The sequence below is a fragment of the Dyella kyungheensis genome (assembly GCF_016905005.1).
In the GTDB taxonomy this organism is placed as follows: domain Bacteria; phylum Pseudomonadota; class Gammaproteobacteria; order Xanthomonadales; family Rhodanobacteraceae; genus Dyella; species Dyella kyungheensis.
Genome location: NZ_JADIKC010000003.1, coordinates 668785 through 694884 on the forward strand (window position 1 = coordinate 668785; position 26100 = coordinate 694884).

Below are 26100 nucleotides of genomic sequence, written 5' to 3' on the forward strand. Positions count from 1 at the left end.
TGAGGTTCCGTGACCCCTCACCCCAGCCCTCTCCCCGGAGGGAGAGGGAGTGGCGTATCGGTTAACCGAAGCGACCCGTAATGTAATCCTCGGTCTGCTTCTTGCCCGGCTTGGTGAAGATCTGTTCGGTGCGGTCGAATTCGATCAGCTCGCCCAGGTACATGAACGCGGTGAGGTCCGAACAGCGGGCCGCCTGCTGCATGTTGTGGGTGACGATGACGATGGTGTACTCGCTCTTGAGCTCTTCCACCAGCTGCTCGATGCGGCCGGTGGCGATCGGGTCGAGCGCGGAGGTGGGTTCGTCCAGCAGCAGCACTTCGGGCTTCAACGCGATACCGCGAGCGATGCACAGGCGCTGCTGCTGGCCGCCGGAAAGACCCAGCGCGCTCTGCTTGAGCTTGTCCTTCACCTCGTCCCACAGCGCGGCGCTGCGCAGCGCCTGTTCGACGCGGATGTCCATGTCGGCGCGCGACAGCTTCTCGTGGTGACGGATGCCGTAGGCCACGTTCTCGAAGATGGTCATCGGGAACGGCACCGGCTTCTGGAACACCATGCCGACCTTGCTGCGCAGGCGGTTCATCGAGTAGCGCGAGTCGAGGATGTTCTCCTCGTCCAGGATGATCTCGCCCTTCGCCTCGAGCTTGGGGTAGATCGCATAGATGCGGTTGAAGATGCGCAGCAGCGTGGACTTGCCGCAACCGGACGGGCCGATGATGGCCGTGACCTTCTTCTCCGGGATGTCCATGCTGATGCCTTTCAGCGCATGGAAGCCGTTGTAGTAGAAGTGCAGGTCGCGCACCTTGATCTTGGTCGGCGCAAGCGGCGCGTGCGTGGCCGCGGACTGCGGGTGGATGCCGGCGGCGGCGGACTCAGTCATGGGACACCTTGTTGCGAGAAAGGACCAGACGGGAAGCAAGACTCAGCAAAAGCACGAACATGGTGAGCACGAAGGCACCGGCCCAGGCGATGGCGTGCAGGCCTTCGCCCGGATCGTTGGCGTACTGGTAGATCACCTGCGGCAGGCTGGACATCTTGTCCGACGGGTTGAAGGTCAGGTAGTTGTTGCCGAACGCGGTGAACAGCAGCGGCGCGGTTTCGCCGCTGATGCGGGCCAGCGCCAGCAGCACGCCGGTGATGATGCCCGAGCGCGCGGCGCGGATCAGGATCTGCGTGGTCAGCTTCCACTGCGGGATGCCCAACGACAGTGAAGCCTCGCGCAGCGTGGACGGCACCAGCCGCAGCATTTCATCCGACGTTCGCACGATCACGGGCAGGGCGATCAAGGCCAGGGCCACGCCGCCGGCCCAACCGGAGAACGTGGTGGAACCGTTGGTCAGCGAGGTGCTCGGCAACACCACGATGGTGTAGACGAACAGGCCCAGCACGATCGACGGCGCCGACAGCAGGATGTCGTTGAGGAAGCGGATCGATTCGCCCAGCTTGGTGCCGCTGGCGTATTCGGCCAGCCACGCGCCGGCGAGCACGCCGATCGGCGTGGCGATGACGATGCCGATCATGTTCACCATCAGGCTGCCGACCATGGCGTTGAGCAGGCCGCCGTCCTCGCCGTAGGCGGTGATCTTGGTGAACAGCTGCGGACGCAGCGCACCGATGCCCTGGCGCAGCGTTTCCCACAGGATCCAGGCCAGGAAGATCAGGCCGATCAGCGTGGCCACCACGCTGAGCGACAGCGCGATGATGTTCTTGATGCGGCGCTGGGTATAGAGACTCGAACCGGTAGCCATCAGCGACCCTCCTTATGAGCGAGCTGGCGCAGCATCCAGCGCGCGATCAGCAGCACGATGAAGGTCACCACGAACAGCAGGAAGGCCAGCGCCATCAGGGTGGACTTCTGCAGGCCGGCGGCCTCGCTGAACTGGTTGGCGATGGTGGAAGCGATCGATGCGCCCGGATCGAGGATCGACGGCGACAGCTTCATCGCGTTGCCGAGCACGAAGGTCACCGCCATCGTTTCGCCGAGCGCGCGGCCCAGGCCGAGGAAGATGCCGCCGATCACCGCCGAACGCGTGTACGGCAGCACGATGTCCCACGACACTTCCCAGGTGCTGGAACCCAGCGCATAGGCCGATTCCTTCAGGCGCGTCGGCACGGTCTGGAACACTTCGCGCATCACCGAGGAGATGAACGGGATGATCATCACCGCCAGCACGATGCCTGCGGTGAGGATGCTGGCGCCAAACGGGTAATCGCTGCCGAACAGCTTGCCAACGAAGGGCACGTGCTGCGCCACCCACGACAGCTTGCCGTCGTCCGGCTTGTCGCCGAGGTAGTTGGTCATCCACGGCTTGACGTGATCGGAGAAGAACGGGGCAAAGATGAAAAGGCCCCACATGCCGTAGATGATCGACGGGATGCCGGCCAGCAGTTCGATGGCGGAGGCTACCGGCGTACGCAGCCACGGCGGCGCCACTTCGGAAAGATAGAGCGCGATGCCGAAACTTACCGGCACGGCGAGCAGCAGCGCAATGAACGAGGTGGCGATGGTGCCGTAGACCGGCACGAGGGCGCCGTAGGTATCGGTACTCGGATCCCAGGCATCGCTGACCAGGAAGTGCCAGCCGAACGTACCGAACGCGTGACGGCCGCCCCACAGGGTGGCTCCGGCGGCGCCCAGCAGGCAGGCCAGCACCAGCAGGGCGCAGCCCTTGAGCAGCCAGCCGAATAGGCGGTCGTGCCGGGCGTCGCGACGTGCGCGCTCTTCCTGGGGCACGGAGGAGGCGATGGCGCCTACGGTCGCTTGCATGTGCGGAGGATTCCTCGGCATTCGGGTCAGCACGGCCGTGGCCGTCTGGGGGATGGACGGCGCTTCCAGGCGCCTTTCAGCAACAGGCCGCCCGAGGTTAGTCGGGCGGCCGTTGTCGTGCAGTCAAGCCATCAGGATAGGACTTGCCGGTTGCCGTAGCGTGACCGGCGAGACGCCCGCCTTAGTGCTTGTACTCGGTGCTCCAGTAAGCCTCGATCTTCTTGACCAGGGTGTCCGGCAGCGCGACGTAGTCGAGCGAAGCGGCGTCCTTCTGACCATTCTCGAGCGCCCACTTGAAGAACTCGAACGCCACCTTGGTGTGCTCGGCGTTCTTGGGCTTCTTGTACATCACCACCCAGGTCGTCGCGGTGATCGGCCATGCCTGCGCACCGGAGGCGTTGGTCATGATCACGTTGAAGTCCTTGGCGCTGCCCCAGTCGGCCGTGGCAGCAGCGGCGGCGAACGCATCGGCGCTCGGCGCAACGACCTGGCCGGCGGCGTTCTTCAGGTTCACCCAGCTGATCTTGTTCTTCACCGCATAGGCGTATTCGACGTAGCCGATCGAACCGACGATCTGCTTGACGTACTGCGACACGCCTTCATTGCCCTTGCCGCCCACGCCGGTCGGCCATTCGACGGCGGTGCCGAACTTCACCTTGGCAGCCCAGTCGGTGCTGACCTTGGACAGGTAGTTGGTGAAGTTGAACGAGGTGCCCGAACCATCCGAGCGATGCACCACGGTGATCTTCTTGGTGGGCAGGTTGACGCCGGCGTTCATCGCAGCGATGCGCGGGTCGTTCCACATGGTGATCTTGCCGAGGAAGATGTCGGCGAGGGTGTTGCCGTCCAGCTTCACCTGGCCGGCTTCCACGCCCGGGATGTTGACCACCGGCACGATGCCGCCGACCACGACCGGGAACTGGCCCAGGCCGAACTGGGCGAGGTCTTCAGCCTTCACCGGAGCATCGGTGGCGCCGAAGTCGATGGTGCCTTCCTTGATCTGGGCCACGCCGGCGCCCGAGCCGACGGACTGGTAGTTGAGCTTGTTGCCGGTTTTCTCGGCATACGCCGCCGACCACTTCGAAAGCACCGGATACACGAAGCTCGAGCCTGCGCCGGTGATGTCGGTCGCCTGAGCGCCCATGGCAAACAGCGACGCCGCGGCGAACACAGCGGTCGTGCCGATGCGAGACAGAGATTTGGTTGAGATCAACACGGTTGCTCCAGTAAGGGTCACGGGGGATTCCGCCCGCCGTTATTTCATGCGCGCCGTGTTGCAATGAAATGAGTTCAATGTTTCAGTGATATGACAGCGACGGGGGATTTGTCATAAAGCGTTGATGGGTAGGGGAATCTGGATATGGCCTATGGCGGGATTTTTGGAAGCCCCCGGCCGGAAGGCGCCTCCCGAAGAGCATCCGAAGTCCTGCTTAGCCACCACACCCCTCACGTCATTCCGGCGCAGGCCGGAATCCAGTAGCAGTGCGGACGGTTGTCGCGACAACCGATCACTTGTGGGGCCTGGCGAAAACCTAACGTTGCCGCTACTGGATTCCGGCCTGCGCCGGAATGACGGGTAGGAGAGGTGTCGCCCCCAGCGTTGAATAGGCTGCCAGTGTGATTACAGCGACTCGATGCCGATCTGGTCGCGCTCGAACTCTTCCAGCCGGCGCCAGCGATTGACGATGGTGCAAAACAGTTCGGCGGTGCGCTCGGCATCGTAAATGGCCGAATGCGCCTCGCGCGTATCGAACGGAATGCCCGCCGCCTGCACGGCCTTGCTCAACACGGTCTGGCCAAAGGCCAGGCCGCTCAGCGTGGCGGTGTCGAAGCAGCTGAAGGGGTGGAACGGATTGCGCTTGTGGCCCACCCGGCGCACCGCGGCATTGAGAAAGCCCAGGTCGAACGCGGCGTTGTGGCCCACCAGCACGGCGCGCTGGCAATCCATGTCGCGCATGGCGTCGCGGATCGGCTTGAACACGTGGTCCAGCGCGATGCGCTCGTCCAGCGCGCCGCGCAACGGGTTGTCCGGGTCGATGCCGGTGATCTCCAGCGCGCGCGGGTCGATATTGGCGCCGGGGAAGGGGTGGACATGCGCCGATACGGCCGGCATCGGTTGCAGATAGCCCTCCGGCGTCATCCGCAATATGACAGCGGCGATCTCCAGCAGGGCATCGCGCTCGGCGTCGAAACCGCCGGTTTCCACGTCCACGATGACCGGCAGAAAGCCTCGGAATCGCTCGACCATGCGGCCAGCCATGCTGTTGTTGAGGTTATCCATCCGCCAAGCATATCAGCCGGCGCCGCCGGCCCGGATCGAGGCAGGCCGGGCAGGCCGCGACCGTACGTGCGCGAACGCATGTCTCCGTTCTGTCACATAACGTCCATGTAACGGTAAAGCCCGAAGCCCATTCTCCGCTCCGATCGCGCTTGGACGACCGGAGAGATCGAAGGGGGTCGGTCCAGGTGATTCTTTACCTACATGCGGAGATATTCCATGCGTTCCAAGTTGCTCGCGGTGGCCATTGCTGCCGGTTTGGGCGTTACCAGCTTCCACGTCATGGCCGATCCGGCCGGGGCGAGCTCCAAGACCAGCAGCACGCAGTCGACGCAGAACGCCGAGATCGAGGCGCTGAAGGCCCAGTTGCAGGCCCTGCAGGCCAAGGTCGTCGAACTGGAACAGCGCACCGACGCGCAGTCCGATATCAACGTGTCCACCGGCCAGGCCGTGGAGCAGGTGCAGAAGCAGGTCGCTTCGACCGACGCGACGGTGAAGAAGTCGCAGGACAAGCTGGCCTATAAGGGCGTGAGCATCACGCTGGGTGGCTTCCTCGCCGCCGAAACGATCTACCGTTCCGCCAACGAAGGCGCGGACATCGCCTCGAACTACAGCGCGATTCCGTACAAGAACGTGCAGACCGCGCACATGAACGAGTTCCGCATGACCGCCCGCCAGAGCCGCCTCTCGGCGCTCGTGCAGGGTGACGTGGATCCGAACACGCATCTGGCCGGCTACGTCGAAATGGACTTCCTGGGCGGCGCCCAGACCGCGAACTCGAACGAGTCCAACTCGTTCAACCCGCGCATGCGCAACGTCTACGCCACCGCCGACTGGGACAACTCGGGCCTGCACCTGCTGGCCGGCCAGAACTGGTCGCTGCTGACGCTCAACAGCAAGGGCATCACGCCGCGCGGCGAGCAGATGCCGCCGCAGATCGACGCGCAGTACATCCCGGGCTTCACCTGGGCACGTCAGGCGCAGATCCGCCTGGTCAAGGATTGGGGCAAGGAATACTGGCTGGGTATCTCGCTGGAGAACCCGCAGACCACCTTCTACGCCAGCCCGAACCAGGCCAAGGCGCCGGTGCAGCAGACGGCTTACAACATGACCGCGGGTTCGGGTTTCGACTCGGCCAACACGCTGTCGCTCAACCACATCCCGGACGTGATCGTGAAGTTCGCGGCTGACCCGGGTTACGGTCACTACGAACTGTTCGGTCTCGGCCGCGCCTTCTACAACCGTTATGCCGTCAACGGCAGCTACCAGAACCACAACACCTACGGCGGTGGCTGGGGTCTGGGCGTGATCCTGCCGCTGATCGACAAGACCCTCGACTGGCAGTTCTCCGGCATGTCGGGCAAGGGCATCGGCCGTTACGGCAGCGCCCAGCTCTCCGACGTGACCTTCAGCCCGAACGGCAACATCGCTCCGATCAAGGAGAACATGATGCTGACCGGCCTGACCTGGCACACCAACCCGGATCTGGACATCTATCTGTTCGGTGGCCGCGAAGCTGCCAGCAAGAAGGATTTCAACGCCTACAACGCGGGCAACGTGGCCCTCGGCTACGGCAACCCGGCTTACAACAACAGCGGCTGCGACATCGCCGGCAACAGCAACTGCGTCGGCAACGCTCGCGAAATCTGGCAGGGCACGGCCGGCTTCTGGTGGAAGTTCTACCAGGGCAAGTTCGGCAAGATGCAGTTCGGTGCGCAGTACTCCTACACCCAGAAGGAAGCGTTCCCGGGCCAGGGCTTCATCAACGGCATCAGCGGTCCGGTCGCCAACGGCCTGGCTTCGCCGAAGGCCACCGAGAACATGTTCTTCACCTCGTTCCGCTACTACCCGTTCTAAGCGGATCGACGGCACGTCTATCGCAACGGAGTTCTACCCAGGGATGGAAAAACGGCGGGCGCAGGCCCGCCGTTTTCTTTTTTCCGATGCATGCTTTTGCGCGGCGACAACGCATCGGCATGATGAATGTTTACCGGCGCATGTCAGAAAATGTGACACGGAATTCTCGCAAGGTCTTGCGATGGTCATGTGCTTTCCGATAACTTCACGGCATGACTTCGCGTCTCCACCGCTCCCGTTTCGCCGCGTTCCTGGCGTGTTTGTTCGGCCTGCTTCTGCTGGTCGGCACGCCCATGCGTCCGGTGCAACTGTCGCCCGCATCGCCGGGCGGCAAAGCGATGGCGATGCAGATGGCGGCGGATGATCTCGCTGCCGATGACAGCAGCAACGGTTCGCTGGAAGACAACACCGGCAGCGGCATGGACGACATCCTCCATCCGTTCGACCTGGCGCACCGCTGGGAGCCCATGCCCCATCAGGCGCCGCGCTCGCTCCACGGCGAGCTGAGCCTGCACGACCCCGCGCGGCTGCTACGGCCGCCCGAACTCGCCTGATCCGCGGCCGCTGAAGCGGCGCGCGTTTTCCTTGCGTGCATGCCTTCGGGCCGGCCGCCTCCGATGGTCCCGTCAGTAAATTGATCCGCCGGTGTGGCGCGCTTTGCGTGCCTGCGCGGTGCTGGCCATCCGTTCCTTTTCCCTCGTCACGTCCCTTGCCCGGCGCGCGTTGCGTCGTGGGCGTGATTGCCCCATTTTGTCTGGAGTATTCGCATGAAGCGTTTGATCGAAGGTTTCGAACAGTTCCGCAATGACGTTTTCCCCGCGCAGCGCGAAGTGTTTCGCAAGCTGGCGGCGGGGCAGAACCCCAGCACCATGTTCATCACCTGCGCCGACTCGCGCGTGATGCCCGAGCTGATGTTCTGTGCACAACCGGGCGAGCTGTTCGTGTATCGCAATATCGGCAACATCGTGCCGCCGTATGCGCAACACGTGAGCGGCGTGGTGGCCGCCATCGAATATGCGGTGAAGGTGCTCAAGGTCCGTCACATCGTGATCTGCGGCCATTCCGACTGCGGCGCGATGAAGGCGCTGCAGCATCCCGAGCTGGTGCAGGACATGCCGTCGGTGGCGGCGTGGATGAAGCACGCGGACGTCGCGCGTTGTGTGGTCGATCAGAACGGCCCGGGCCTGTCGGGTCTGGAAGGCTTGCGTCGCCTCACCGAAGAGAACGTGGTGGGCCAGCTGGAGCATCTGCGCACGCTGCCCACCGTCGCCGCTGCATTAGCAAGCGGCCAGCTGCGCATCCACGGTTGGGTCTACGACATCGAGCACGCCGATTTGAAGGCGTTCGATGCACAACACGGTCGCTTCGTGCAGATCGAACCGGGCAATGCGGATTTTCCGGAAGCGACGCCGCATGCGCGCTTCTCGTTGCCTACCCAGTCGGCTGCTTGAGGACACGTCGTGATCAGTCAATATTTCAAACAAGGACTGTTCGGCCGCGACCTGCTCGGTTCGATCGTGGTGTTCCTGGTGGCGCTGCCGTTGTGCATGGGTATCGCCATCGCGTCGGGCATGCCGCCGGCCGCGGGACTCATCACCGGCATCGTCGGCGGCATCATCGTCGGCGCCGTCGCCGGTTCGCCGCTGCAGGTGAGCGGTCCGGCCGCGGGCTTGGCCGTGCTGGTGTTCGAACTGGTGCGCGAGCATGGCGTGATGGCGCTGGGTCCGGTCGTACTGCTGGCGGGACTGATCCAGATCGCGGCGGGCCTTTGCCGTGTCGGCGTGTGGTTCCGCATGTGTTCGCCGGCGGTGGTGGCGGGCATGTTGTCCGGTATCGGCGTGCTGATTGTTGCCTCGCAGTTGCATGTGCTGATGGATGCGTTGCCGAAGGCGCGCGGCCTGGAAAACTTCGCGGCGCTGCCGGGTGCATTGATCGATGCGGTGCAGGGCAATGCGGGCAGCATGACGGCGCTGGGCATCGGCGTGGCCACCATCGCCATCATGCTGGGCTGGGAAAAGCTGCGTCCGGCCACGCTGCGTTTCGTGCCCGGTGCGTTGCTGGCGGTGGTTTCGTTGACGGCGATCGTGCAGTTCGGCGGGCTCCCGGTAAAGACCGTGGACGTGCCATCGAACCTGCTGGCGACGATCTCGATGCCGACCCTGAGCAGTCTTTCGAGCCTGCTGGAGCCTTCGCTGCTGATCGCCGCGCTCACCTTCGCCTTCATTGCGAGTGCCGAGACACTGTTGTCCGCCGCTGCGGTGGATCGCATGCATGACGGCGTGCGTACCAGATACGATCGCGAGCTCACCGCGCAAGGCATCGGCAACACCATCTGCGGCCTGTTCGGAGCGCTGCCGATGACCGGTGTGATCGTGCGCAGCGCCGCCAATGTGCAGGCCGGTTCGGCCACGCGCATGGCCACCATCATGCACGGCAGCTGGCTGCTGGTGTTTGCCTTGCTGCTGCCATGGTTGATGCGCATGACGCCGGTAGCCTGCCTGGCGGGCATCCTGGTCTACACCGGCATCAAGATGGTGAACTTCAAGCAGGTGACGTCGCTGGCGCAGTACGGCAAGGGCACCGCCTGGATCTACGTGGGCACCACCGTGGCCATCGTCGCCACCGACCTGCTGGCTGGCGTGTTGATCGGTTTCGCCTTGTCGCTGTTCCGTCTGGCCTTGCATTCGTCGCGATTGAAGGTGGGCCTGCATCACCACGACGAACCGGGCACGGTGTCGTTGCGCATGGAAGGTTCGGCGACGTTCCTGCGGGTGCCTTCGGTGGCGCGCACGCTGGAAAGCGTGCCGCCGAACACGCGCCTGCAGCTTCAGGTTGACCGCTTGCATCACGTCGACCAGGCCTGTCTGGAATTGCTGCGCGAATGGAGCAGGAACGCTTCGGCACGCGGCTGTGAGCTGATTGTGGACTGGCAGCAGCTCAACTTGCGTGTCGAGGGTGTGCGACGAGCGGCATAGGCTCGCTCGTCATCATAGGAGCCCTCTTGCCTCCCCCTCTCTGTGGGAGGGCTCCTTGGGTCCCCGGGCGGTCGCGGCGGAGTAGGTACCGTTTGCGTCAGCGGGCCTGGGTCGTGCTGTCGGCCATCGCGTTGGCGGTGGTCGACAGCTGGGCGGATTGCCAACCGCCGCCGAGTGCACGGATCAGGTTCACGCTCGCCTCCAGACGTCGCGTGCGCACTTGTTCGGCGCTGCGTTCGGCCTGCAGTTCGGCCGTCTGTGCGCTGACCACATCGAGATAGTTCACCGCGCCTTCGCGATAGCGATTGGTCGCGATGGTCTGCGAATCGCGAGCGGCGCTGGCAGCGTCGTCTTGCTGGTGTGCTTCCTTGCCGAGCTGCTGCAGCAGGGTAAGGTTGTCTTCCACTTGTTGAAACGCATCGAGCACCACGCCGCGATAGAGGCCGGCCGATGCATCCAGGTTCGCCTGCGCCGCCTGCACCTTGGAGCGCCGCAGCCCTCCATCGAACAGCGTCATCGCCAGATCCGGCCCCAGCGCCCAGTAACGGTTGCCGGCGCTGAGCAGATTGCCCATGCCGGTGTCCTGCCAACCCAGCGCCGCGGAAAGGCTGAGCCGCGGAAAGAACGCTGCGCGCGCCACGCCGATCTCGGCATTGGCGGCAAACACGCGTCGCTCGGCAGCTGCGATGTCGGGGCGACGTTCCAGCAGCTGCGAAGGCACACCCAGCGGAATGGCGGGCACGTTCATCGCGGCGTTGTCCACCGGCAACGTGAAGCGCGATGCCGATTCGCCCACCAGCGTGGCGATGGCATGTTCGGTCAGCGCGCGCTGCGCCTCCACTTCGGACACTTGCGCCTGCGCATCGGACAGCTGTGTCTTCGCACGGCTTACGTCCAGGCCGGACGCTACGCCACCCTGGAAGCGACGCTGGGTGAGATCGAGTCCTTGCTGGTACGCATCCAGCGTGTCCTTGAGGATGCGCTCCTGCACGTCGTAGCCGCGCAGGGTGATGTAGAGATCGGCCAGTTGCGCTTCGAGGCTGAGCTTCACCGAGGCGAGATCGGCCTGCGCCGCCGTCGCATTCGCCTGGCCCGCGGCGACTTCATTGCGTACGCGGCCCCAGAGATCCAGTTCGTAGCCGAGGCCGAAGCTGAAGTTCTCCGCGCTGTATTCGTTTGGCTGGCCGCTGCCGCGCAACGGACGGTTGTTCGACTGGCGGTTGCGCGAGTCGCTGGCATCCACACCCAGCGAGGGGTAGAGATTCGAACGTGTTTCACCGAGCAAGGCGCGCGCGGCGTCGTAACGCGCCAGGGACACGGCGAGGCTGGGATTGGAGGCGTCGAGTTGCTGCTCCAGGCGATCAAGCGTGGGGTTGGCGTACACCGACCACCACGGGCCGCGCGTGGCCATGTCGGCCGGATGCGCCGGCGACCATAGGCCGTTGGCCGTTTGCCCGGCGTAGTGTTCCGGCAGCGCACCCACCGCTGGCGTCTTGTAGGCAGGCGCGAGCGAGCATGCCGGCAGCACGCTCACCAGGGCCAGTGGCAGCAATGAACGGAGAACGGCGCGCTTGCGTATCATGGCTTCACTCCGCCCGGCTCGCACCGTCGCCATCCGCGCGTGCGATCTGCACGGTGTCGCCCTGGGCCAGCGAGTCCGATGGATGGTTGACCACGCGGTCGCCGGGTTTCAAGCCCTGGTCGATGCGCAGGCGATCGCCCAGATCCATCGCGATATGCACGTCGCGCAACACGATCCTGCGATCGGCGCCGACCACGGCGACCTGCGGACCTTGCGCGCGAAAGATCAGCGTGGTCGCCGGTACGGTCAGCGTATGCTGGTCGGCGGCCATCGGCAGATGTACCTCGGCATAGGCACCGGGCAGCAGCTCGCCCTTGGGATTGTCCACTTCGAATTGCGCCAGCAGCGAGCCGGATGCCGGGTTCACTGCACCCGAGTTGCCAATGAGATGGCCGGTGAATCGCACGCCCGGGTGATCGGGTACATCCAACTGCACGCTCATGTCCGGACGGATCGCATCGGCGTAGCCTTGCGGCACTTCCACGTACAGGCGCATGCGGGTGGTGTCCGAGACGGTAAAGAGCGCGGCGGAGCCTTCGCCATTCGCGCTGATCAGATCGCCGATATCGGTGTTGCGCGCCGTCAGCGTGCCTGCGAACGGCGCGGCGATGTGCTTGAACGCTTCGAGCGCGGCGATGCGGTCCACTTCCGCCTGTGCGCCAAGCACGTTGGCCTGCGCCACCTCCGCTTCGCCGGCTTTCTCATCGGCCTCCTGCTTGGAGACGGAATTGGAGGCGAGCAGGTTCTTCCAGCGTTTGTCGGTGAGTGCGGCCAGCCGCGCATTCGCCTGGGCGCGCGCCAGGCTGGCCTTGGCCTGTTCGAACTGCTGGTCGAGTTCCGGCGTATCGATTTCCGCCAGCGACTGGCCTGCCGCGACCTGGCTGCCGATATCGCGGCTCCAGCTCTTCAGATAGCCGCTGACGCGGGCATGGATGGGTGCGCTGATCCAGGCGTCCAGATGGCCGGGCAGCGTCATGCTCTGCTGGCCATGAGCTGCCTCGGGCACGATCAACTGCACGCTGGGTGTGACCTGGGCGTCGGTCCATTGGACCACGCGCCGGTAATCGTAAGCGCGCACCGAGATGCCCGCGATGGTGGCGAGCAGCGCCAGCCCCAGGCCGATGCGCACCGCACGGCCGAGGCTCGGCGTTCGCGTGGTGGTGATGGCGTCATGCGACATGGACAGGTTCTCCGGAAGCGGAATCGGATGCGGTGTGTGCGTGCTCGCGACCGTGCACGATGCTGAAGATCACCGGCACGAACAGCAGGGTGGCGAAGGTGGCAAACAGCAGGCCGCCGATCACGGCACGGCCCAGCGGCGAGTTCTGTTCGTGCGCCAGCGCCATCGGCAGCATGCCGATGATCATCGCCAGCGCGGTCATGCAGACCGGGCGGAAACGCGTGAAGCCCGCTTCGAGCGCGGCCTTCACCGCATCGCCATGTTCGGCCAGCCGCTCGCGGCAGAAGCTCACCACCAGGATCGAATTCGCGGTGGCCACGCCCATGCACATGATGGCGCCGGTGAGCGCGGGCACGGACAGCGTGGTGTGCGAGAGGAACAACATCCACACGATGCCGGCGAGCGCGGCGGGCAGGGCGGTGATGATCACGAACGGATCGAGCCACGACTGGAAATTCACCACGATCAACAGATAGATCAATACGATCGCGCCGACCAGGCCGAAGATCAGTCCGCCGAAGGCCTCGTTCATCGTGCCCGCCTGGCCGTGCAGGCTCACCAGCGTGCCCTTGGGGCGCGAGGCGGCGAATTGATCGAGCACCTTCTGCACATCGCTGGAGACCGCGCCAAGGTCGCGATCCTGCACGGCTGCATAGATGTCGAACGACGGTAGGATGTTGTAGTGCGATACCACGGCTGCGCTCGGCACGCGGGTGAACGATGCAATGCCCCCCAGCACCTGGCTGGCGCCCTTGCTGGCCGGCGTCACCGGCAAGCTGGCGATGTCGGCCATGCTGTCCAGCTTGTATTGCGGGGTGGCGGCCACGATGGGGTAGGACACGCCGTTCTTGGGGTTGAGCCAGAACGTGGGCGCCACCTGCGAGCTGCCGGCCAGCGAGGCGACCATGCTGTTGGTGACGTCGCGCTCGGTCACGCCCATGCGGTCGGCGCGCGTGCGATCCACCGTCACGTTGAGCTGCGGATAGCTGGTGCTCTGCTGCAGGCGCACGTCGGCGATGCCGGGTACCTCGCGCAGGCGCTTCATGATCGCGGTGGCGTACGCCTCGTTGGCCTTCAGGTCGCGGCCCGCGATGGAGACGTCCAGGGGCGCCGGCGCGCCGAAATTGAGGATCTGCGAGCTCATGTCCGCGGGCAGGAAAGCGAACTGCGTGCCGGGAAACTCGCGCGGCAGGCGTGCGCGCAACTCTCGCACGAAATCGGCGGTGGGCGCATGGTCTTCCTTCAGCTCGACCTGGATGTCGCCATCCTGCGGGCCGATGGTGCCGCTGGCGCTGTAGACCATGTTCACGCCGGACAAGGGCAGGCCGATGTTGTCGATCACCGTGTCCAGTTGCGAGGGCGGAATGACCCGGCGGATGGCCTGCTCGATGCGATCGAACTCGGCCGCGGTTTCCTCCACGCGGGTGCCCATCGGCGCACGCACATGCAGGGCGATGGCGCCCGCATCCACCTCGGGGAAAAAGTCACGGCCCAGCAGCGGCACCAGCGCGAACGAGGCAAGCACGAAGGCAAGAAAACCGGTGACGAAGCGGCGACGATGCGTGAGTGCTACGACAAGCATGGCGTGGTAGGCATCGCGCACCTGCGCAAAGCGATGCTCGAAGCGCTGCTGGAAGGTCACTGCCGCCGCCACGAGCGCGCTGCGCTTGCGGCGGGCCGGCTGGTCGCCCTCGTGATGGTTGAGGTAGGCGTCCTCCGGATGATCGCCAGGGCCCTTCTCCGTGTGATGCGGCTTGAGCAGGAGCATCGCCATGGTCGGCACCAGCGTGCGCGACAGCAGGAACGAGGACGCCATGGCGAAGATCACCGCCAGGGCCATCGGGCGGAACAGGAAGCCCGCGATACCGTCGAGCAGGAACATCGGCACGAACACGATGCAGATGCACAGCAGGGACACGAAGGCGGGCGTCACGATTTGCCTGGCGCCGTCCATGATCGCCGTGTGCACGTCCTTGCCCTGTTCGAGATGCCAGTTGATGTTCTCGATGGTCACCGTGGCGTCATCGACCAGGATGCCCACGGCCAGGGCCAGGCCGCCCAGCGTCATCACGTTGAGGGTTTGCCCGGTGGCCGAGAGCAGGGCGATGGCCGAGAGGATGGCGAGCGGAATCGATATCGCGATGATCACCGTGGAGCGCCAACTGCCCAGGAAGATCAGGATCATCACCGAGGTCAGCAAGGCCGCGATGATGCCCTCGCGCGCCACCGACGAGATGGCCGACTTCACGAAGGTCGACTGATCGCTGAGCAGCGAGACCTTGAGGCTGGACGGCAGCGATTCCAGCACCCGCGGCATCAGTTGCTTGATGCCGGACACCACGGCCAGCGTCGATGCCTCGCCGACCTTCAGCGCCGGCATCAGCACCGCGCGCTTGCCGTCCACACGCACCACGTTGGTTTGCGGCGCGGCACCGTCACGCACATGCGCCACGTCGCCGATGGTGATGGTGGCACCGCGCACGGTCTTCACCGGCAACTGGTTGAGTTCGTCCACGGCCTCGGGGCTGTTGTTGAGTTGCACGTGATATTCGTAGGTGCCGATCTTCGCCGTGCCCACCGGGATGATCTGGTTCTGCGCCGCCAGTGCATTGCTCACGTCCTGCGCCGACAAACCATTTGCCGCGAGCGCGCGCGGATCGAGATCCAGCGTGACCTGGCGCGCGGCGCCACCGTAGGGCGTGGGCACCGCGACGCCGGGCACCGAGGTGAGCATGGGGCGCATCACATTGAGGCCCTGATCGAGGATCTTCGCCTCGGACATGCTGGTGCTCGACAACGCCATCTGCAGGATCGGCACGGTCGAGGCGTTGTAGTTGAGGATCAGCGGCGGCGTGATGCCGGGTGGCATCTGCTTGAGCACCGTCTGCGAGATCGAGGTGACCTGCGCCGTGGCGGTGCGGATATCCACGCCGGGCTGGAAGAAGATCTTGACGATGCCCATGCCGGGCAGCGACTGCGATTCGATGTGCTCGATATTGTTGACCGAGGTGCTGAGCTGGCGTTCGTAGTAATAGACCACGCGGCCGGACATCTGGTCGGGCGGCAGGCCGTTGTAGCTCCACACCACGCTGATCACCGGAATGCCGATGTTCGGGAAGATGTCGGTGGGCGTGCGAAAGGCCGCCAGGGGACCGGCGATAAGGATAAGCACGGCCAACACGATGAAGGTCAGCGGTCGTGACAGAGCGATTCGGACAAGACCAAGCATTGGCGTCGCAGCATGAGGGCTCGGGACCCGATGCTTGCCATGATGGCAAGGGAGTCTTGTGGGAACCTTTTGGGGCGCCGTATTGGTTTTTGCCCGTCATTCCGGCGCAGGCCGGAATGACGGGCAGAAGCGCGAGCCGCTAGCCGTTTGCCGCCAGCCGGATGCGCACCAGCAGCCCCCGCCCCGACGGCGATTCCAGCAGCTCGATCGACGCCTCATGCAACTCGATCGCCCGCTGCACGATGCTCAAGCCCAGGCCGTACCCTCGCGTCGCGCTCTCCACCTCGCGATGGAAGCGCTGAAACACCGCCTGCCTGCGATCCTCGGGAATGCCCGGGCCGTTGTCGCAGATGTCGACGATGGCGTGCCCACCTTCCCGGCGAACGGAAACATCCACCTGGCCTTCGCTTTCCGTATAGCGCAAGGCGTTCTCGATCAGGTTGCGGAACATCGCCGTGAGCGCCACCTCATGGCCAAGCACGACCATGCTGTCTTCGTCGTGCGACAGGCCGACCGCGATATCCTTTTCCACGATCAGCGGCGCCAGCTCCTCGATCACTTCGGTGGCGATGCGGATCAGGTCCATCGGCGTGCGCTGCTGCGAGGCGGCTCCCGCCTCCAGTCGCGCCATCGCCAGGATTTGTTCGATGCGCCGCCCCAGTCGCGCCATGCTCTGCTGCGCGTGGCGCACGGTGAATTCCACTTCGCCGGGATCGTCCGCGATCATGGCGCTCTCGAGATGGATCATGGTCGCGGCCAGCGGCGTTCGCAGTTCGTGCGCGACATCGGTGGCGAAGCGATGCTCGCGGTCGAGCGCATCTTCCAGGCGCTCCAGTTGCTGGTTCAACGCCACGATCAGCGGCTTGATCTCGCCGGGCGCCACATCGGCAGGCATCGGTTTGCGGCTTCCCGGCGTGCGGCGGTCGAGCATCTCGGTGAGCACGGCCACCGGGCGCAGGCCGCGTTTCACGGCAAGACTCACCAGCAGCGCAAGCAGCGGCAGGCCGATCAGCAGCGGCAGCGTGTGCTCAATGACCAAGCCGCGGGCGATGTCGACGCGATTGTCGGATTGCTCGCCGATGCGGATCACCAGGTTGGCGCGATTCTGCAGCGTGAACGTGCGCCATCGCTTGCCCTCGCGTTCGATGTCGCGAAAGCCGCGCTCTTCGCTGGTCGGCGGAGGCAAGTCGGCAAAATTGGAGGTGGCAGCGATCACCTCGCCCTGGGGATCGTAGGCCTGGAAACCGACCTCGGGCTCATAGTTGTGCGGGTGCACGGAAACCACCACGCCATGATGATGGCGATCCGCGCTTTGCGTGATCGACGGCAGGTCCGCGTCGTGCAGAGGCAGCTGGCCATGCGCGATCAGGGTGCCGAGCGTGCGCCCCGCCTGGGCGAGACGACCGTCGAGCAGCTCGTTCATCTCGCGCAATTCGCGCCGATAGCTGATCCATCCCAACGGAATCAGCACGGCCACCATCACGGCGATGATCAGCCAGGTCAGGCGCGTGCGGAGACTGGCGGGGCGCAGGCCGATGCTCATGCGGGACAGGTCATTGCGGTTCACGGGGAATCATGTAGCCGATGCCGCGTACGGTGTGGATCACCTCGGGACTCAGCTTGCGGCGCAGCCAGTGCACCTGCACTTCGATGGCGTTGCGTTCCACTATCGTGTCCAGGCCGTACACCGAATTTTCCAGCGCCTCGCGGCGCACGATGCGGCCGGCGCGCTCCATCAACACGCGCAGCAGGGCGAATTCGCGGCGCGTGAGGGTGACCCGTTCGCCGCGAAACTCGACCTCGGCCGTGGCCAGGTTGAGACGCAGGCCGCCCACTTCCACGAGATTGTCGGCAAGGCCTTGGGTACGGCGGGTCAGCGAGCGAATACGCGCCGCCAGCTCGCCGAGATGGAACGGCTTCACCAGATAATCGTCGGCGCCCAGGTCCAGTCCACGGATGCGCATCTCGAGCGCATCGCGGGCCGTCATTACCAGGACGGGCGTCTTCACGCCGGAGCGGCGGGCCTCGGCGAGCACTTCGAGGCCGTCCTTGCCGGGCAGGCCCAGGTCGAGCAGCACCAGGTCCACCGGATCGCCGCGCAACGCCTCCATCGCCTCGCGCCCGTCGCGCAGCCAGGTCACGGCATAGGATTGATGCTCGAGCGCGTGCTTGATCGCACCGCCCAGTTCGGCATCGTCTTCGACCAGCAGAATATGCATGCCATGGCACCCGTGTCGGACTCGGCGAAGGCACGGTTCAGGCCGGTGCCCCGGTCCATGATCCGTCATCTACCTTTTGCGGATCTTTTGCCGACCCCTGCGGGCCGGCCGGGTATCACGTTGGCAAGCGAGGCGTGCGACGTCAATCGCCTACGCAAAAAAGAAAGCGGCGGACCTGCTCGCCCGCCGTCTTCCTTCCTGTTTCGGCGCCAGTGGCGTCGTCAAAAACGTGAATGGCGCGTGTTTAAGGCGTCTTGGCAAGCGCAGCCTGCACGATGGCATTGCGCAACTGGGTCTGGTCGAGGGCGACGCCCTGCGACTGGTCGATGGCTACGGCCTTGATCGATTGGGGCTTGAGCATCAGGTGACGCTGCGTTTCCCAACTGTCCGCCTTTTGCTGGGCGCGTGCGAAGTCGGCGGGAGTGTTTCCAACGAAACCAATCACGGCATAACCGTTCATGTCGACGATGTAGCTTTCGACGGCAGCGTGGGCGGAGCCGATGCATGCGAATCCAAATGCAGCCACGGCAGCGGTGAGAATCATGCGCTTCATGGTGAGGTCTCCTAACGGGGAGTGGTCCGGGGGAGGTTCAACGTTAGGTCCGCGGCGTTCGCCAAGCTTGAGGAACTTGCACGAAACGCTGAGGAATTCGTTAGGTTTTGCGAGATTCGCCAGACGGTATAGGCCACTAGTAACAGCTGTTTCGTGCGCAACTCGAGGGGGACTGCAAGAAGCGCCGCTTGTCCGTGACAAGTGGTCGACCGTGATCGAAGTGCTGCATGTCCACGCGATGACACGAATGCATCGTCGCCAGCGCGACCTGATGCAGTGGTTGCGCGAGAAACGAATGGTCGATGCATCGGATGCGTCGATGCGATGGAGAGAACGCAAAGCCGCGACGTGATGATTGCGTCATCGTTGCCGAGCTGCGCTTGCATGGGACTGACGCAAAGTCGTTGCCGCTGTAACCGACGAAACCCGCGCGTGTGGGAGCGCACTTGTGCGCGACGTGCCTCAGGCAATCGATCCGTCGCGCACAACGGTGCTCACACAAGATTGACGTGTTGTCGCACGCGGCATGCGAGCCGCGTTCAGGCCGCCGTCTTGTCCTTGTAGCGACACAGGTCGCGGATCACGCATTGTGGACAATCGGGTTTGCGCGCCTTGCACACATAGCGGCCATGCAGGATCAGCCAGTGGTGAGCGTCCTGCTTGAATTCGGCGGGCACCACTTTTTCCAGCTTGTCTTCCACCGCGCGGACGTCTTTGCCGGGAGCGAGCCCGGTACGGTTGGAGACGCGGAAGATGTGCGTATCCACCGCGATGGTGGGCTGCCCGAAGGCCGTATTGAGCACCACGTTGGCGGTCTTGCGGCCTACCCCGGGCAGCGCCTCCAACGCCTCGCGGGTGCGCGGCACCTCGCCGTCGTACTGCTCCACCAGGATGCGCGACAGTGCGATCACATTCTTCGCCTTGCCGTTGAACAGGCCGATGGTGCTGATGTACTTCTTGAGCTTCTCTTCGCCCAGCTTGAGGATCGCCTGCGGCGTGTTGGCGACGGGATAGAGTTTCTTGGTTGCCTTGTTCACGCCCACGTCGGTGGCCTGCGCCGATAGCACCACGGCGACCAGCAGCTCGAACGGCGTGGTGTAGGTGAGTTCGGTGGTGGGATGCGGATCGAGTTCGCGCAGGCGGGTGAACAGCTCGACGACGTCGGCTTTCTTCACTGGGGCTTTCCTTGCTGTTTGGCCTTGGCCCGGGCGAGTGCCGCCAGCACCGGGTTGGTCGGCGTCGTTGTCGCTGCCACTTCCGCCTTGCGCGCGGCCAGCTCGGCTTCGCGTCGCGCGTGCTCGCGCATCAGCCGCGCCTCGCGACGTTGAAAATGCGTGCGCGCTTCATCGGCATGCATCGGGTCGTCCACCTGCGTCAGCGGCATCGGTTCGAGCGCGATGCAATCGACCGGGCAGGCGGGCACGCACAGTTCGCAACCGGTGCAGTCGTCGCTCATCACCGTATGCATGAGCTTGGATGCGCCCACGATCGCATCCACCGGGCACGCCTGGATGCACTTGGTGCAGCCGATGCAATCGGCCTCGACGATGCGTGCGAGCGTGCGCGGCTTCTCGATGCCGTGTTCCGGATCGAGTGGCAGCAGGGGAACATCCAGCAGTGCAGCGAGCCGGGCGATGCCCGCGGCTCCGCCCGGCGGGCATTGATTGATCTTCGCCTCGCCGCTGGCGATCGCTGCCGCATACGGACGGCAGCCGTGGTAACCGCATTGCTCGCATTGCGTTTGCGGCAACAGTGCGTCGATGCGGTCGACCAGCGACATGGCGGGAAAGATCAGCGAACGGTGGCGCCGGGCTGGGCGCCCTGGTCGGCGTCAAGCAGGAACAGGTCGCTGCCGCCGTCGCCGGCCGAAAGAATCATGCCCTCGGAAAGGCCGAAGCGCATCTTGCGCGGTGCCAGGTTGGCGATGAACACCACGTTGCGGCCGATCAGCTTGTCCGGTTCGCCATAGGCGGCGCGGATGCCGGAGAAGATCTGGCGCTTGCCGAGCGGGCCGCCGTCCAGTTCGAAGCGCAGCAGCTTGTCCGAGCCGTCCACGAATTCGCAGGCGAGGACCTTGCCGACGCGCAGGTCGAGCTTGGCGAAATCGTCGATGCCGATCACGGCGGTTTCGGTGGCGGCGGCGGGCGTGCTGGCTTCAGTCATGGGCTTGGCTTGTTCTTTGGCTTTCTTCGGGGCGGGCTTGGTTTCGGTGGGCGCCAGCGAATCCTTGGACGCTTCCACCATCGCCTCCACCTGCTTGGGATCGATGCGGCCGAGCAGGGGCTCGAACGCGTTGATGGTGTGGTTGTGCAGCTCGGCGCGGGCATCGTCGAAGCCGTTGATGGGCGCGGCGAGGAAGCGCTCGGCCGCTTCCACCGTGGCGGGCACCACCGGCTTCAACAGGCCAGCCAGCAGACGGAACGCGGCCAGTGCGAACGAGCACACCTGGTGCAGTTCCGCGCGATGCGCTTCGTCCTTGGCCATCGCCCAGGGCGCCTTGGCAGCGATGTAACCGTTGACCATATCGGCCATGCTGACGAAACGGCGCGCGACTTCGGCGAATTCGCCGCTGTTGTACAGCGCGGGCACGTCGCCGTAGAGCGACAGCAGCTCGCGCCACAGTTCCTGTTCTTCCGCACTGAAGGCGGGAGCGAGGCGACCGTCGAAATACTTCTGCACGAAGCCTGCCGTGCGGCTGGCGATGTTCACCCACTTGCCGACCAAGTGCGAGTTGACGCGTTCCTCGAACGTCTTCAGATCGAGATCCACGTCCACCGGCGCATCGCTGAGCATGCTGGCGAAGTAGTAGCGCAGGAATTCCGGATGCAGGCCCGAGTCGAGATACGTGCGCGCCTTGATGAAGGTGCCGCGCGACTTGGACATCTTGGCGCCGTTGACGGTGAGGTAACCGTTGACGTGCAGCGCCGTCGGCGTGCGGAAGTCCGCGCCGTGCAGCATCGCCGGCCAGAACAGGCCGTGGAAGTTGATGATGTCCTTGCCGATGAAATGGTGCATTTCGGCGCGGCTGTCGGGTGCGAGGAAATCCTCGAACTTCAGGTCGGTGCGATCGCACAGCGCCTTGAAGCTGGCCAGGTAGCCCACCGGCGCGTCCAGCCACACATAGAAGAACTTGCCCGGCTCGTCGGGAATCGGGAAGCCGAAGTAGGGCGCATCGCGCGAGATGTCCCAATCCTTCAGGCCGCCGTCCAGCCACTCGCGCAGCTTGGCCGTGACGCCGCTGTTCGCTACCGGCTGGCCGCCGGTGAACTTGCCGGCGAACCAGTCGCGCAGCAGCGTTTCGAACTTGCCCAGTTCGAAGAAGAAATGTTCCGAATCGCGCAGCACGGGCGTGGCGCCGGACATCACCGAGTACGGGTTGATCAGATCGGTCGGCGCGTAGGTGGCGCCGCAGTTCTCGCAGTTGTCGCCGTACTGGTCGGGCGTCTTGCAGTTGGGGCAGATGCCCTTGATGTAGCGATCCGGCAGGAACATTTCCTTTTCCGGATCGAACAGCTGCTGGATGCTGCGTCGGGCGATCGTGCCGCTGTCGCGCAGTCGCGTATAGATCAGCGAGGCGAGCGCGCGGTTTTCTTCCGAATGGGTGGAGTGGTAATGGTCGAACGCCACGCCGAACGCGGCGAAGTCGGCTTCATGGCCGACGCGCACGCCTTCGATATAGTTTTCCGGCGACAGTCCGGCCTTTTCGGCCGCCAGCATGATCGGTGTGCCGTGGGCATCGTCCGCACACACATAGATCGCCTCGTTGCCTTGCATCCGCTGCGCACGCACCCACACGTCGGCCTGGATGTAGCCCAGCAGGTGGCCGAGATGGAGCGGGCCATTGGCATAGGGCAGCGCGTTGGTGACGAGGAGGCGTCGGCTCATGGGCGGCGAACTTGGGAAGTGGGTCAGGCATTATGACACGCGGCTCCCCGCGCACCGCATCACGGCCGTTTGGACGCCCGTCGCGATAGCGCAATGCCCGTGGCCAGCACGGCGGTGGGCAGCCATACCCAATAGAACTCCGAGATCAGCACATGCACGCCGCGCTCGCTGAAAAAGCGGGCGCCGATGGGTGAGACCGCAATGGGGTGGAATGGCGCGAACTGGCGGGTGTCGCTGAATGGCCAGGCGAGCGCCACGCCGAGTCCGCCATCGGTGCAGGCATCGAGCAGGGCATGCGACAGCGTCGCCAATCCTACGAACAGAGCCGCCACGCGGGGTGTGCTGGCTAGCCATCGATGGCCCAAGCCCGCCAAAGCCGCGAGCAGGACGGCGAAGCAGATCGAATGCGTAGCGCCGCGGTGGCCGAACGGATCGGCATAGGGGATATGCAGCCGGAAGGCGAGCACGTCCGCATCGGGCAGCATGGCGGCGATGGCGCCGGCAGCGAGCAGGCGCCCGCTGATGGTGCCGCGTCCGAGCGCCGCGCCGAGCATCAGCGGGACGGCGGCGTGGGTGAAGAGGGTGGTCATGGGGCTTTCCTTGCTCCGGGGGGGCTTGGACCCGCCCAAAATCCTGCATCAACGCCAGTCATCCCCTCATCGTCATTCCGGCGCAGGCCGGAATCCAGTAACGCCCGTTTCGGGGTTCAGCCAAGAAGCAGGGGTGTGGCCGGCATTCGCGACAACTCGACCTACTCGCTGCTGGATTCCGGCCTGCGCTGGAATGATGGTGAGGAAACGTTGGGAAGGACCCAAGTGTTCCCTACCGAAAGGGCGGGCAAATGGTCGAACCGTGACATGCTGTGGCTACCTGGCGGGTATTGCACGTTTTTGCACATTCAAATACATTTGTGCCTGTTTTCTCGCCGAGTATGCCCGTGGATGCCGTCACCCATCGCTTGAACGGATCGTCCACGATGGCGTTGCCAGCGGCGCGGCGGGCGACTCGCCTGATCTTCCTCGTCTCCGGCATGGGCATGTCGACCTGGGCGCCGATGGTGCCTTATGCCAAGGCGCGGCTGGGCCTGGACGACGCCCAGCTTGGGCTTGCCTTGCTGGCGTTCGGCGGCGGTTCGATGCTGTCGATGCCGTTCGTCGGTTGGCTGGCGCATCGGCTGGGCAATCGCACGGTCATCGTGGTCTCCGGCTTGCTGATGTGCGCGGCGCTGCCGGCGCTGGCGCTGGTCTCCAGCGTGTCGGCCCTGGTCGCGGCGCTGCTGTATTTCGGCGTGATGCTGGGCGCCGTCGACGTGGCCATGAACGCGCACGCGGTGGACGTGGAGCGGCTCGACGGCGGCCGCCTGATGTCGGGCTTCCACGGACTCTTCAGCGTCGGCGGCCTCACAGGTGCGGCGCTGATCAGCGGGCTGCTGGCCGCGGGTGTATCGCTGCCGCTCGCCGCGTCGCTGATCGCGGTCTGCCTCGCCATGCTGGTGCTATGGCTGCGTACCGACCTGCTCGACGATGCGCCCGTACCCGATGCATCGCCCAAGGCGCCGCTGGGCATGCCGCACGCACTGGCGTGGCTGCTCGGCCTGCTGTGCTTCGCGAGTTTCCTGGCCGAGGGCGCGATGCTCGATTGGAGCGCGGTCTTCCTGCGCGATTTCCGCGGTGTTCCCGCGGTGTCCGCAGGCTTCGGTTACGCGTGCTTCTCGGTGGCGATGGCGCTGGGGCGTTTGTTCGGCGATCGATTCGTCGGCCGTTATGGGCCCGAATGGGCGGTGCGCATCGGGGCGGCCTTCGCGGCGGGCGGTTTCCTGCTGGTGTCGTGCGTCTCCAGCGCGGCGATCTCGCTGCTGGGCTTCGTGCTGATTGGTCTTGGCGCTTCCAACATCGTGCCGGTGATGTTCAGTGCCGCGGGCCGTCTGCCGGGCACGCCACCAGCCATCGCCATTGCGACGGCCACCACGCTGGGCTACGCAGGCCTGCTCAGCGGGCCTGCGTTGATCGGGTTCGTGGCGCACGTCAGCAGCCTGCCGATGGCCTTCGTTGGCGTGGCGGCGCTGTTGGTGCTGGTGGGACTGTCGGCAAGGATCGTGAAGCGATGAGCAAGCCAATCGATACGGTGATCTTCGACCTGGGCAACGTGCTGATCGGGTGGGACCCGCGCCGGCTGTATCGGCAACTGATCGAGGACGAAGCGCAGATGGAATGGTTCCTGCGCGAAGTCTGCAACAGCGAATGGAACGAGCAGCAGGACGCGGGCCGTCCGTGGACGGAGGCGACGGCGTTGCTGCGCGGCCGCTTTCCCGAACACGCCGAGCTGATCGATGCCTACCACCTGCGCTGGGAAGAAACGCTGGTCGGCGCGATGGAGGACAGTGTCGCGCTGCTGGCGGAGCTGCGCGCACGAGGCGTGCGGCTGCTGGCGCTGACCAACTGGTCGCAACAAACCTTTCCCATTGCGCGGCAGCGCTTCGCATTCCTGCAGTGGTTCGAAGGCATCGTGGTGTCCGGCGAGGAGCGCCTGATCAAACCCGATCCGCGGATCTACCAGCGATTGCTGGAGCGCTACGCGGTCGATCCGTCGACAGCGCTCTATATCGACGATTCGGCGCGCAACGTGGCAGCGGCGGAATCGCTGGGCATGCACGGCTGGTGGTTTCGCGGCGCGGATGGCTTGCGCGAGCAACTGATCGAACTGGAACTGCTGCAGCCGCCCACCCGAGAGGCATCGCATGGTTAAGTCACCTGTTTCCAGCCTGGACAGCAACGCGCTCCCGGAAGAACGCCAGCAACGTATCCTCGAGCGCCTGCGCGCCGAAGGCCGGGTAGTTGCAGCGGAACTGGCGCTCGCTTTCGAGGTATCGGAAGACTCGATCCGGCGCGATCTGCGCGAACTGGCGGCGCTGGGCCTGTGCAAGCGCGTCTATGGCGGCGCGCTATTGCCCGCGGTCACCCTGACGCCACTCAAGCAGCGGCGCAACGAACACTCCGTGCGCAAGCAGGTGCTGGCGCGCAAGGCCGCCAGCCTGGTGCAGGCAGGGCAAACGCTGTTGATCGATGCGGGCAGCACCAACGCGGCGATTGCCGCAGCGTTGCCGCGCGACGCGCGACTCACCGTGATCACCAACGCACCGCACATCGCCCAGGTACTGCTCGATCGCGAGGGCTTCGACGTGCTGCTTATCGGCGGGCGTATCGACGTGGCCATCGGCGGTGCGACCGGCGCGCAGGCGGTGGACCAGGTGCGCCGCGTGCGTGCCGACCTGTGCTTTCCCGGTGCCTGCGCCATCGACGCAGCCCATGGCCTGTGGGGATTCGACAGCGAGGAGTCGCTATTCAAGCGGGCGATGATCGAGGCCAGCGACGAAACCGTGGTGGTGGCAACCGACGACAAGCTCGGCGCCGTGGCCGCCCATCAGGTGGCCGAACTAGCCCGCGTGCAGCATCTGGTGGTGGAGCATTCGGCCGACAAGGCGACCCGGGCGGCGTTCACGGCGCGCGGCATGGCGGTGCATCGGGCTGAAGCCACGGCGGATTGACCGAAGGCGCTCTAACTGTGGGAGCGCACTTGTG

General features: G+C 64.9%; 23 protein-coding genes. 8 read left to right on the forward strand and 15 right to left on the reverse strand.

Annotation, left to right across the window (positions count from 1 at the left end; translation table 11 throughout):
- Nucleotides 1-61: 61 nt before the first annotated feature.
- From pstB to rnt, 5 genes are all read right to left on the reverse strand, one after another.
- Complete coding sequence (pstB, locus tag ISP20_RS07695; protein ID WP_204635464.1) at nucleotides 62-877, reverse strand: phosphate ABC transporter ATP-binding protein PstB; 816 nt, start codon at nucleotides 875-877, stop codon at nucleotides 62-64.
- Nucleotides 870-1745, reverse strand: a complete 876-nt coding sequence (gene pstA / locus ISP20_RS07700; RefSeq protein ID WP_204635465.1) for a phosphate ABC transporter permease PstA — start codon at nucleotides 1743-1745, stop codon at nucleotides 870-872. Before pstA ends, pstB begins: the two co-directional genes overlap by 8 nt.
- On the reverse strand, nucleotides 1745-2764 hold the full coding sequence (gene pstC, locus ISP20_RS07705; RefSeq protein WP_204635466.1) for a phosphate ABC transporter permease subunit PstC: 1020 nt from the start codon (nucleotides 2762-2764) through the stop codon (nucleotides 1745-1747). Before pstC ends, pstA begins: the two co-directional genes overlap by 1 nt.
- A 181-nt stretch (nucleotides 2765-2945) precedes the next feature.
- Nucleotides 2946-3977 carry a phosphate ABC transporter substrate-binding protein PstS gene (gene pstS, locus ISP20_RS07710; protein ID WP_425490805.1) on the reverse strand — a complete coding sequence of 344 codons (1032 nt, stop codon included), beginning with the start codon at nucleotides 3975-3977 and terminating at the stop codon, nucleotides 2946-2948.
- Between the two features lie 408 nt (nucleotides 3978-4385).
- Nucleotides 4386-5045 carry a ribonuclease T gene (rnt, locus tag ISP20_RS07715; protein WP_204635467.1) on the reverse strand — a complete coding sequence of 220 codons (660 nt, stop codon included), beginning with the start codon at nucleotides 5043-5045 and terminating at the stop codon, nucleotides 4386-4388.
- Between the two features lie 216 nt (nucleotides 5046-5261).
- On the opposite strand from rnt, the gene ISP20_RS21580 reads away from it, so the two are divergent.
- From ISP20_RS21580 to ISP20_RS07735, 4 genes are all read left to right on the forward strand, one after another.
- Complete coding sequence (locus ISP20_RS21580) at nucleotides 5262-6899, forward strand: efflux RND transporter periplasmic adaptor subunit (RefSeq protein ID WP_239535427.1); 1638 nt, start codon at nucleotides 5262-5264, stop codon at nucleotides 6897-6899.
- A 212-nt stretch (nucleotides 6900-7111) separates the two neighbouring features.
- Nucleotides 7112-7453: a hypothetical protein gene (locus tag ISP20_RS07725; protein ID WP_204635468.1), complete on the forward strand. Its 342-nt coding sequence runs from the start codon at nucleotides 7112-7114 to the stop codon at nucleotides 7451-7453.
- A 213-nt stretch (nucleotides 7454-7666) separates the two neighbouring features.
- Nucleotides 7667-8350 (forward strand): carbonic anhydrase, encoded by a 684-nt coding sequence (locus ISP20_RS07730; protein WP_204635469.1) that lies wholly within the window; start codon nucleotides 7667-7669, stop codon nucleotides 8348-8350.
- 12 nt (nucleotides 8351-8362) lie between these two features.
- Nucleotides 8363-9874, forward strand: a complete 1512-nt coding sequence (locus ISP20_RS07735) for a SulP family inorganic anion transporter (RefSeq protein ID WP_204635912.1) — start codon at nucleotides 8363-8365, stop codon at nucleotides 9872-9874.
- 97 nt (nucleotides 9875-9971) lie between these two features.
- On the opposite strand, the gene ISP20_RS07740 is transcribed toward ISP20_RS07735, so the two are convergent.
- The 6 genes from ISP20_RS07740 to ISP20_RS07765 all read right to left on the reverse strand — a co-directional run bounded on the left by ISP20_RS07740 (nucleotide 9972) and on the right by ISP20_RS07765 (nucleotide 18637).
- Nucleotides 9972-11456 (reverse strand): efflux transporter outer membrane subunit, encoded by a 1485-nt coding sequence (locus ISP20_RS07740; RefSeq protein WP_204635470.1) that lies wholly within the window; start codon nucleotides 11454-11456, stop codon nucleotides 9972-9974.
- Nucleotides 11457-11460: 4 nt separating this feature from the next.
- Nucleotides 11461-12636, reverse strand: coding sequence for an efflux RND transporter periplasmic adaptor subunit (locus ISP20_RS07745; RefSeq protein WP_204635471.1), 1176 nt, complete (start codon nucleotides 12634-12636; stop codon nucleotides 11461-11463).
- The gene (locus ISP20_RS07750) at nucleotides 12626-15865 is read right to left on the reverse strand and encodes an efflux RND transporter permease subunit (protein ID WP_204635472.1); all 3240 of its coding nucleotides are present in this window, start codon (nucleotides 15863-15865) and stop codon (nucleotides 12626-12628) included. The genes ISP20_RS07745 and ISP20_RS07750 overlap by 11 nt, the downstream gene beginning before the upstream one ends.
- Nucleotides 15866-16004: 139 nt before the next feature.
- Nucleotides 16005-17432, reverse strand: a complete 1428-nt coding sequence (locus ISP20_RS07755; RefSeq protein ID WP_338030976.1) for a sensor histidine kinase — start codon at nucleotides 17430-17432, stop codon at nucleotides 16005-16007.
- Complete coding sequence (locus tag ISP20_RS07760) at nucleotides 17419-18084, reverse strand: response regulator (RefSeq protein ID WP_109124949.1); 666 nt, start codon at nucleotides 18082-18084, stop codon at nucleotides 17419-17421. The genes ISP20_RS07755 and ISP20_RS07760 overlap by 14 nt, the downstream gene beginning before the upstream one ends.
- Before the next feature lie 244 nt (nucleotides 18085-18328).
- Nucleotides 18329-18637, reverse strand: a complete 309-nt coding sequence (locus ISP20_RS07765) for a hypothetical protein (protein ID WP_204635473.1) — start codon at nucleotides 18635-18637, stop codon at nucleotides 18329-18331.
- A gap of 211 nt (nucleotides 18638-18848) precedes the next feature.
- Here ISP20_RS07765 and ISP20_RS07770 point away from each other — a divergent pair, with 211 nt between their 5' ends.
- A complete protein-coding gene (locus tag ISP20_RS07770) occupies nucleotides 18849-18989 on the forward strand; it encodes a hypothetical protein (protein ID WP_204635474.1) in 141 nt (46 codons plus the stop codon).
- A gap of 187 nt (nucleotides 18990-19176) precedes the next feature.
- On the opposite strand, the gene nth is transcribed toward ISP20_RS07770, so the two are convergent.
- From nth to ISP20_RS07790, 4 genes are read right to left on the reverse strand one after another with little or no spacing between them, the layout of a single operon-like run.
- Entirely contained in the window at nucleotides 19177-19812 is a 636-nt protein-coding gene (gene nth, locus ISP20_RS07775; RefSeq protein ID WP_204635475.1) for an endonuclease III, read from the reverse strand.
- Entirely contained in the window at nucleotides 19809-20417 is a 609-nt protein-coding gene (locus ISP20_RS07780) for an RnfABCDGE type electron transport complex subunit B (RefSeq protein ID WP_204635476.1), read from the reverse strand. The genes nth and ISP20_RS07780 overlap by 4 nt, the downstream gene beginning before the upstream one ends.
- An 11-nt stretch (nucleotides 20418-20428) precedes the next feature.
- Nucleotides 20429-22522, reverse strand: coding sequence for a methionine--tRNA ligase (gene metG / locus ISP20_RS07785; protein ID WP_204635477.1), 2094 nt, complete (start codon nucleotides 22520-22522; stop codon nucleotides 20429-20431).
- A gap of 59 nt (nucleotides 22523-22581) precedes the next feature.
- Entirely contained in the window at nucleotides 22582-23112 is a 531-nt protein-coding gene (locus ISP20_RS07790) for a metal-dependent hydrolase (protein WP_204635478.1), read from the reverse strand.
- Nucleotides 23113-23498: 386 nt separating this feature from the next.
- On the opposite strand from ISP20_RS07790, the gene ISP20_RS07795 reads away from it, so the two are divergent.
- Genes ISP20_RS07795 through ISP20_RS07805 form a run of 3 tightly spaced genes read left to right on the forward strand, consistent with a single transcriptional unit; the run spans nucleotide 23499 to nucleotide 26066 of the window.
- Nucleotides 23499-24629, forward strand: a complete 1131-nt coding sequence (locus ISP20_RS07795; protein ID WP_204635479.1) for an MFS transporter — start codon at nucleotides 23499-23501, stop codon at nucleotides 24627-24629.
- A complete protein-coding gene (locus tag ISP20_RS07800; RefSeq protein WP_204635480.1) occupies nucleotides 24626-25267 on the forward strand; it encodes an HAD family hydrolase in 642 nt (213 codons plus the stop codon). Before ISP20_RS07795 ends, ISP20_RS07800 begins: the two co-directional genes overlap by 4 nt.
- Nucleotides 25260-26066 carry a DeoR/GlpR family DNA-binding transcription regulator gene (locus tag ISP20_RS07805; RefSeq protein WP_204635481.1) on the forward strand — a complete coding sequence of 269 codons (807 nt, stop codon included), beginning with the start codon at nucleotides 25260-25262 and terminating at the stop codon, nucleotides 26064-26066. The genes ISP20_RS07800 and ISP20_RS07805 overlap by 8 nt, the downstream gene beginning before the upstream one ends.
- The last annotated feature ends 34 nt before the right edge of the window (nucleotides 26067-26100 follow it).

Bases quoted from the DNA above. Each gene is read 5' to 3' on its own strand.
- pstA (WP_204635465.1), bottom strand. From the start codon at position 1,745: ATGGCTACCGGTTCGAGTCTCTATACCCAGCGCCGCATCAAGAACATC.
- ISP20_RS07740 (WP_204635470.1), bottom strand. From the start codon at position 11,456: ATGATACGCAAGCGCGCCGTTCTCCGTTCATTGCTGCCACTGGCCCTG.
- ISP20_RS07800 (WP_204635480.1), top strand. From the start codon at position 24,626: ATGAGCAAGCCAATCGATACGGTGATCTTCGACCTGGGCAACGTGCTG.
- metG (WP_204635477.1), bottom strand. From the start codon at position 22,522: ATGAGCCGACGCCTCCTCGTCACCAACGCGCTGCCCTATGCCAATGGC.
- rnt (WP_204635467.1), bottom strand. From the start codon at position 5,045: ATGGATAACCTCAACAACAGCATGGCTGGCCGCATGGTCGAGCGATTC.
- ISP20_RS07745 (WP_204635471.1), bottom strand. From the start codon at position 12,636: ATGTCGCATGACGCCATCACCACCACGCGAACGCCGAGCCTCGGCCGT.
- ISP20_RS07730 (WP_204635469.1), top strand. From the start codon at position 7,667: ATGAAGCGTTTGATCGAAGGTTTCGAACAGTTCCGCAATGACGTTTTC.
- ISP20_RS07760 (WP_109124949.1), bottom strand. From the start codon at position 18,084: ATGCATATTCTGCTGGTCGAAGACGATGCCGAACTGGGCGGTGCGATC.
- ISP20_RS21580 (WP_239535427.1), top strand. From the start codon at position 5,262: ATGCGTTCCAAGTTGCTCGCGGTGGCCATTGCTGCCGGTTTGGGCGTT.
- pstB (WP_204635464.1), bottom strand. From the start codon at position 877: ATGACTGAGTCCGCCGCCGCCGGCATCCACCCGCAGTCCGCGGCCACG.
- ISP20_RS07765 (WP_204635473.1), bottom strand. From the start codon at position 18,637: ATGAAGCGCATGATTCTCACCGCTGCCGTGGCTGCATTTGGATTCGCA.
- ISP20_RS07750 (WP_204635472.1), bottom strand. From the start codon at position 15,865: ATGCTTGGTCTTGTCCGAATCGCTCTGTCACGACCGCTGACCTTCATC.
- ISP20_RS07805 (WP_204635481.1), top strand. From the start codon at position 25,260: ATGGTTAAGTCACCTGTTTCCAGCCTGGACAGCAACGCGCTCCCGGAA.
- ISP20_RS07780 (WP_204635476.1), bottom strand. From the start codon at position 20,417: ATGTCGCTGGTCGACCGCATCGACGCACTGTTGCCGCAAACGCAATGC.
- ISP20_RS07795 (WP_204635479.1), top strand. From the start codon at position 23,499: ATGGCGTTGCCAGCGGCGCGGCGGGCGACTCGCCTGATCTTCCTCGTC.
- ISP20_RS07725 (WP_204635468.1), top strand. From the start codon at position 7,112: ATGACTTCGCGTCTCCACCGCTCCCGTTTCGCCGCGTTCCTGGCGTGT.
- pstC (WP_204635466.1), bottom strand. From the start codon at position 2,764: ATGCAAGCGACCGTAGGCGCCATCGCCTCCTCCGTGCCCCAGGAAGAG.
- ISP20_RS07790 (WP_204635478.1), bottom strand. From the start codon at position 23,112: ATGACCACCCTCTTCACCCACGCCGCCGTCCCGCTGATGCTCGGCGCG.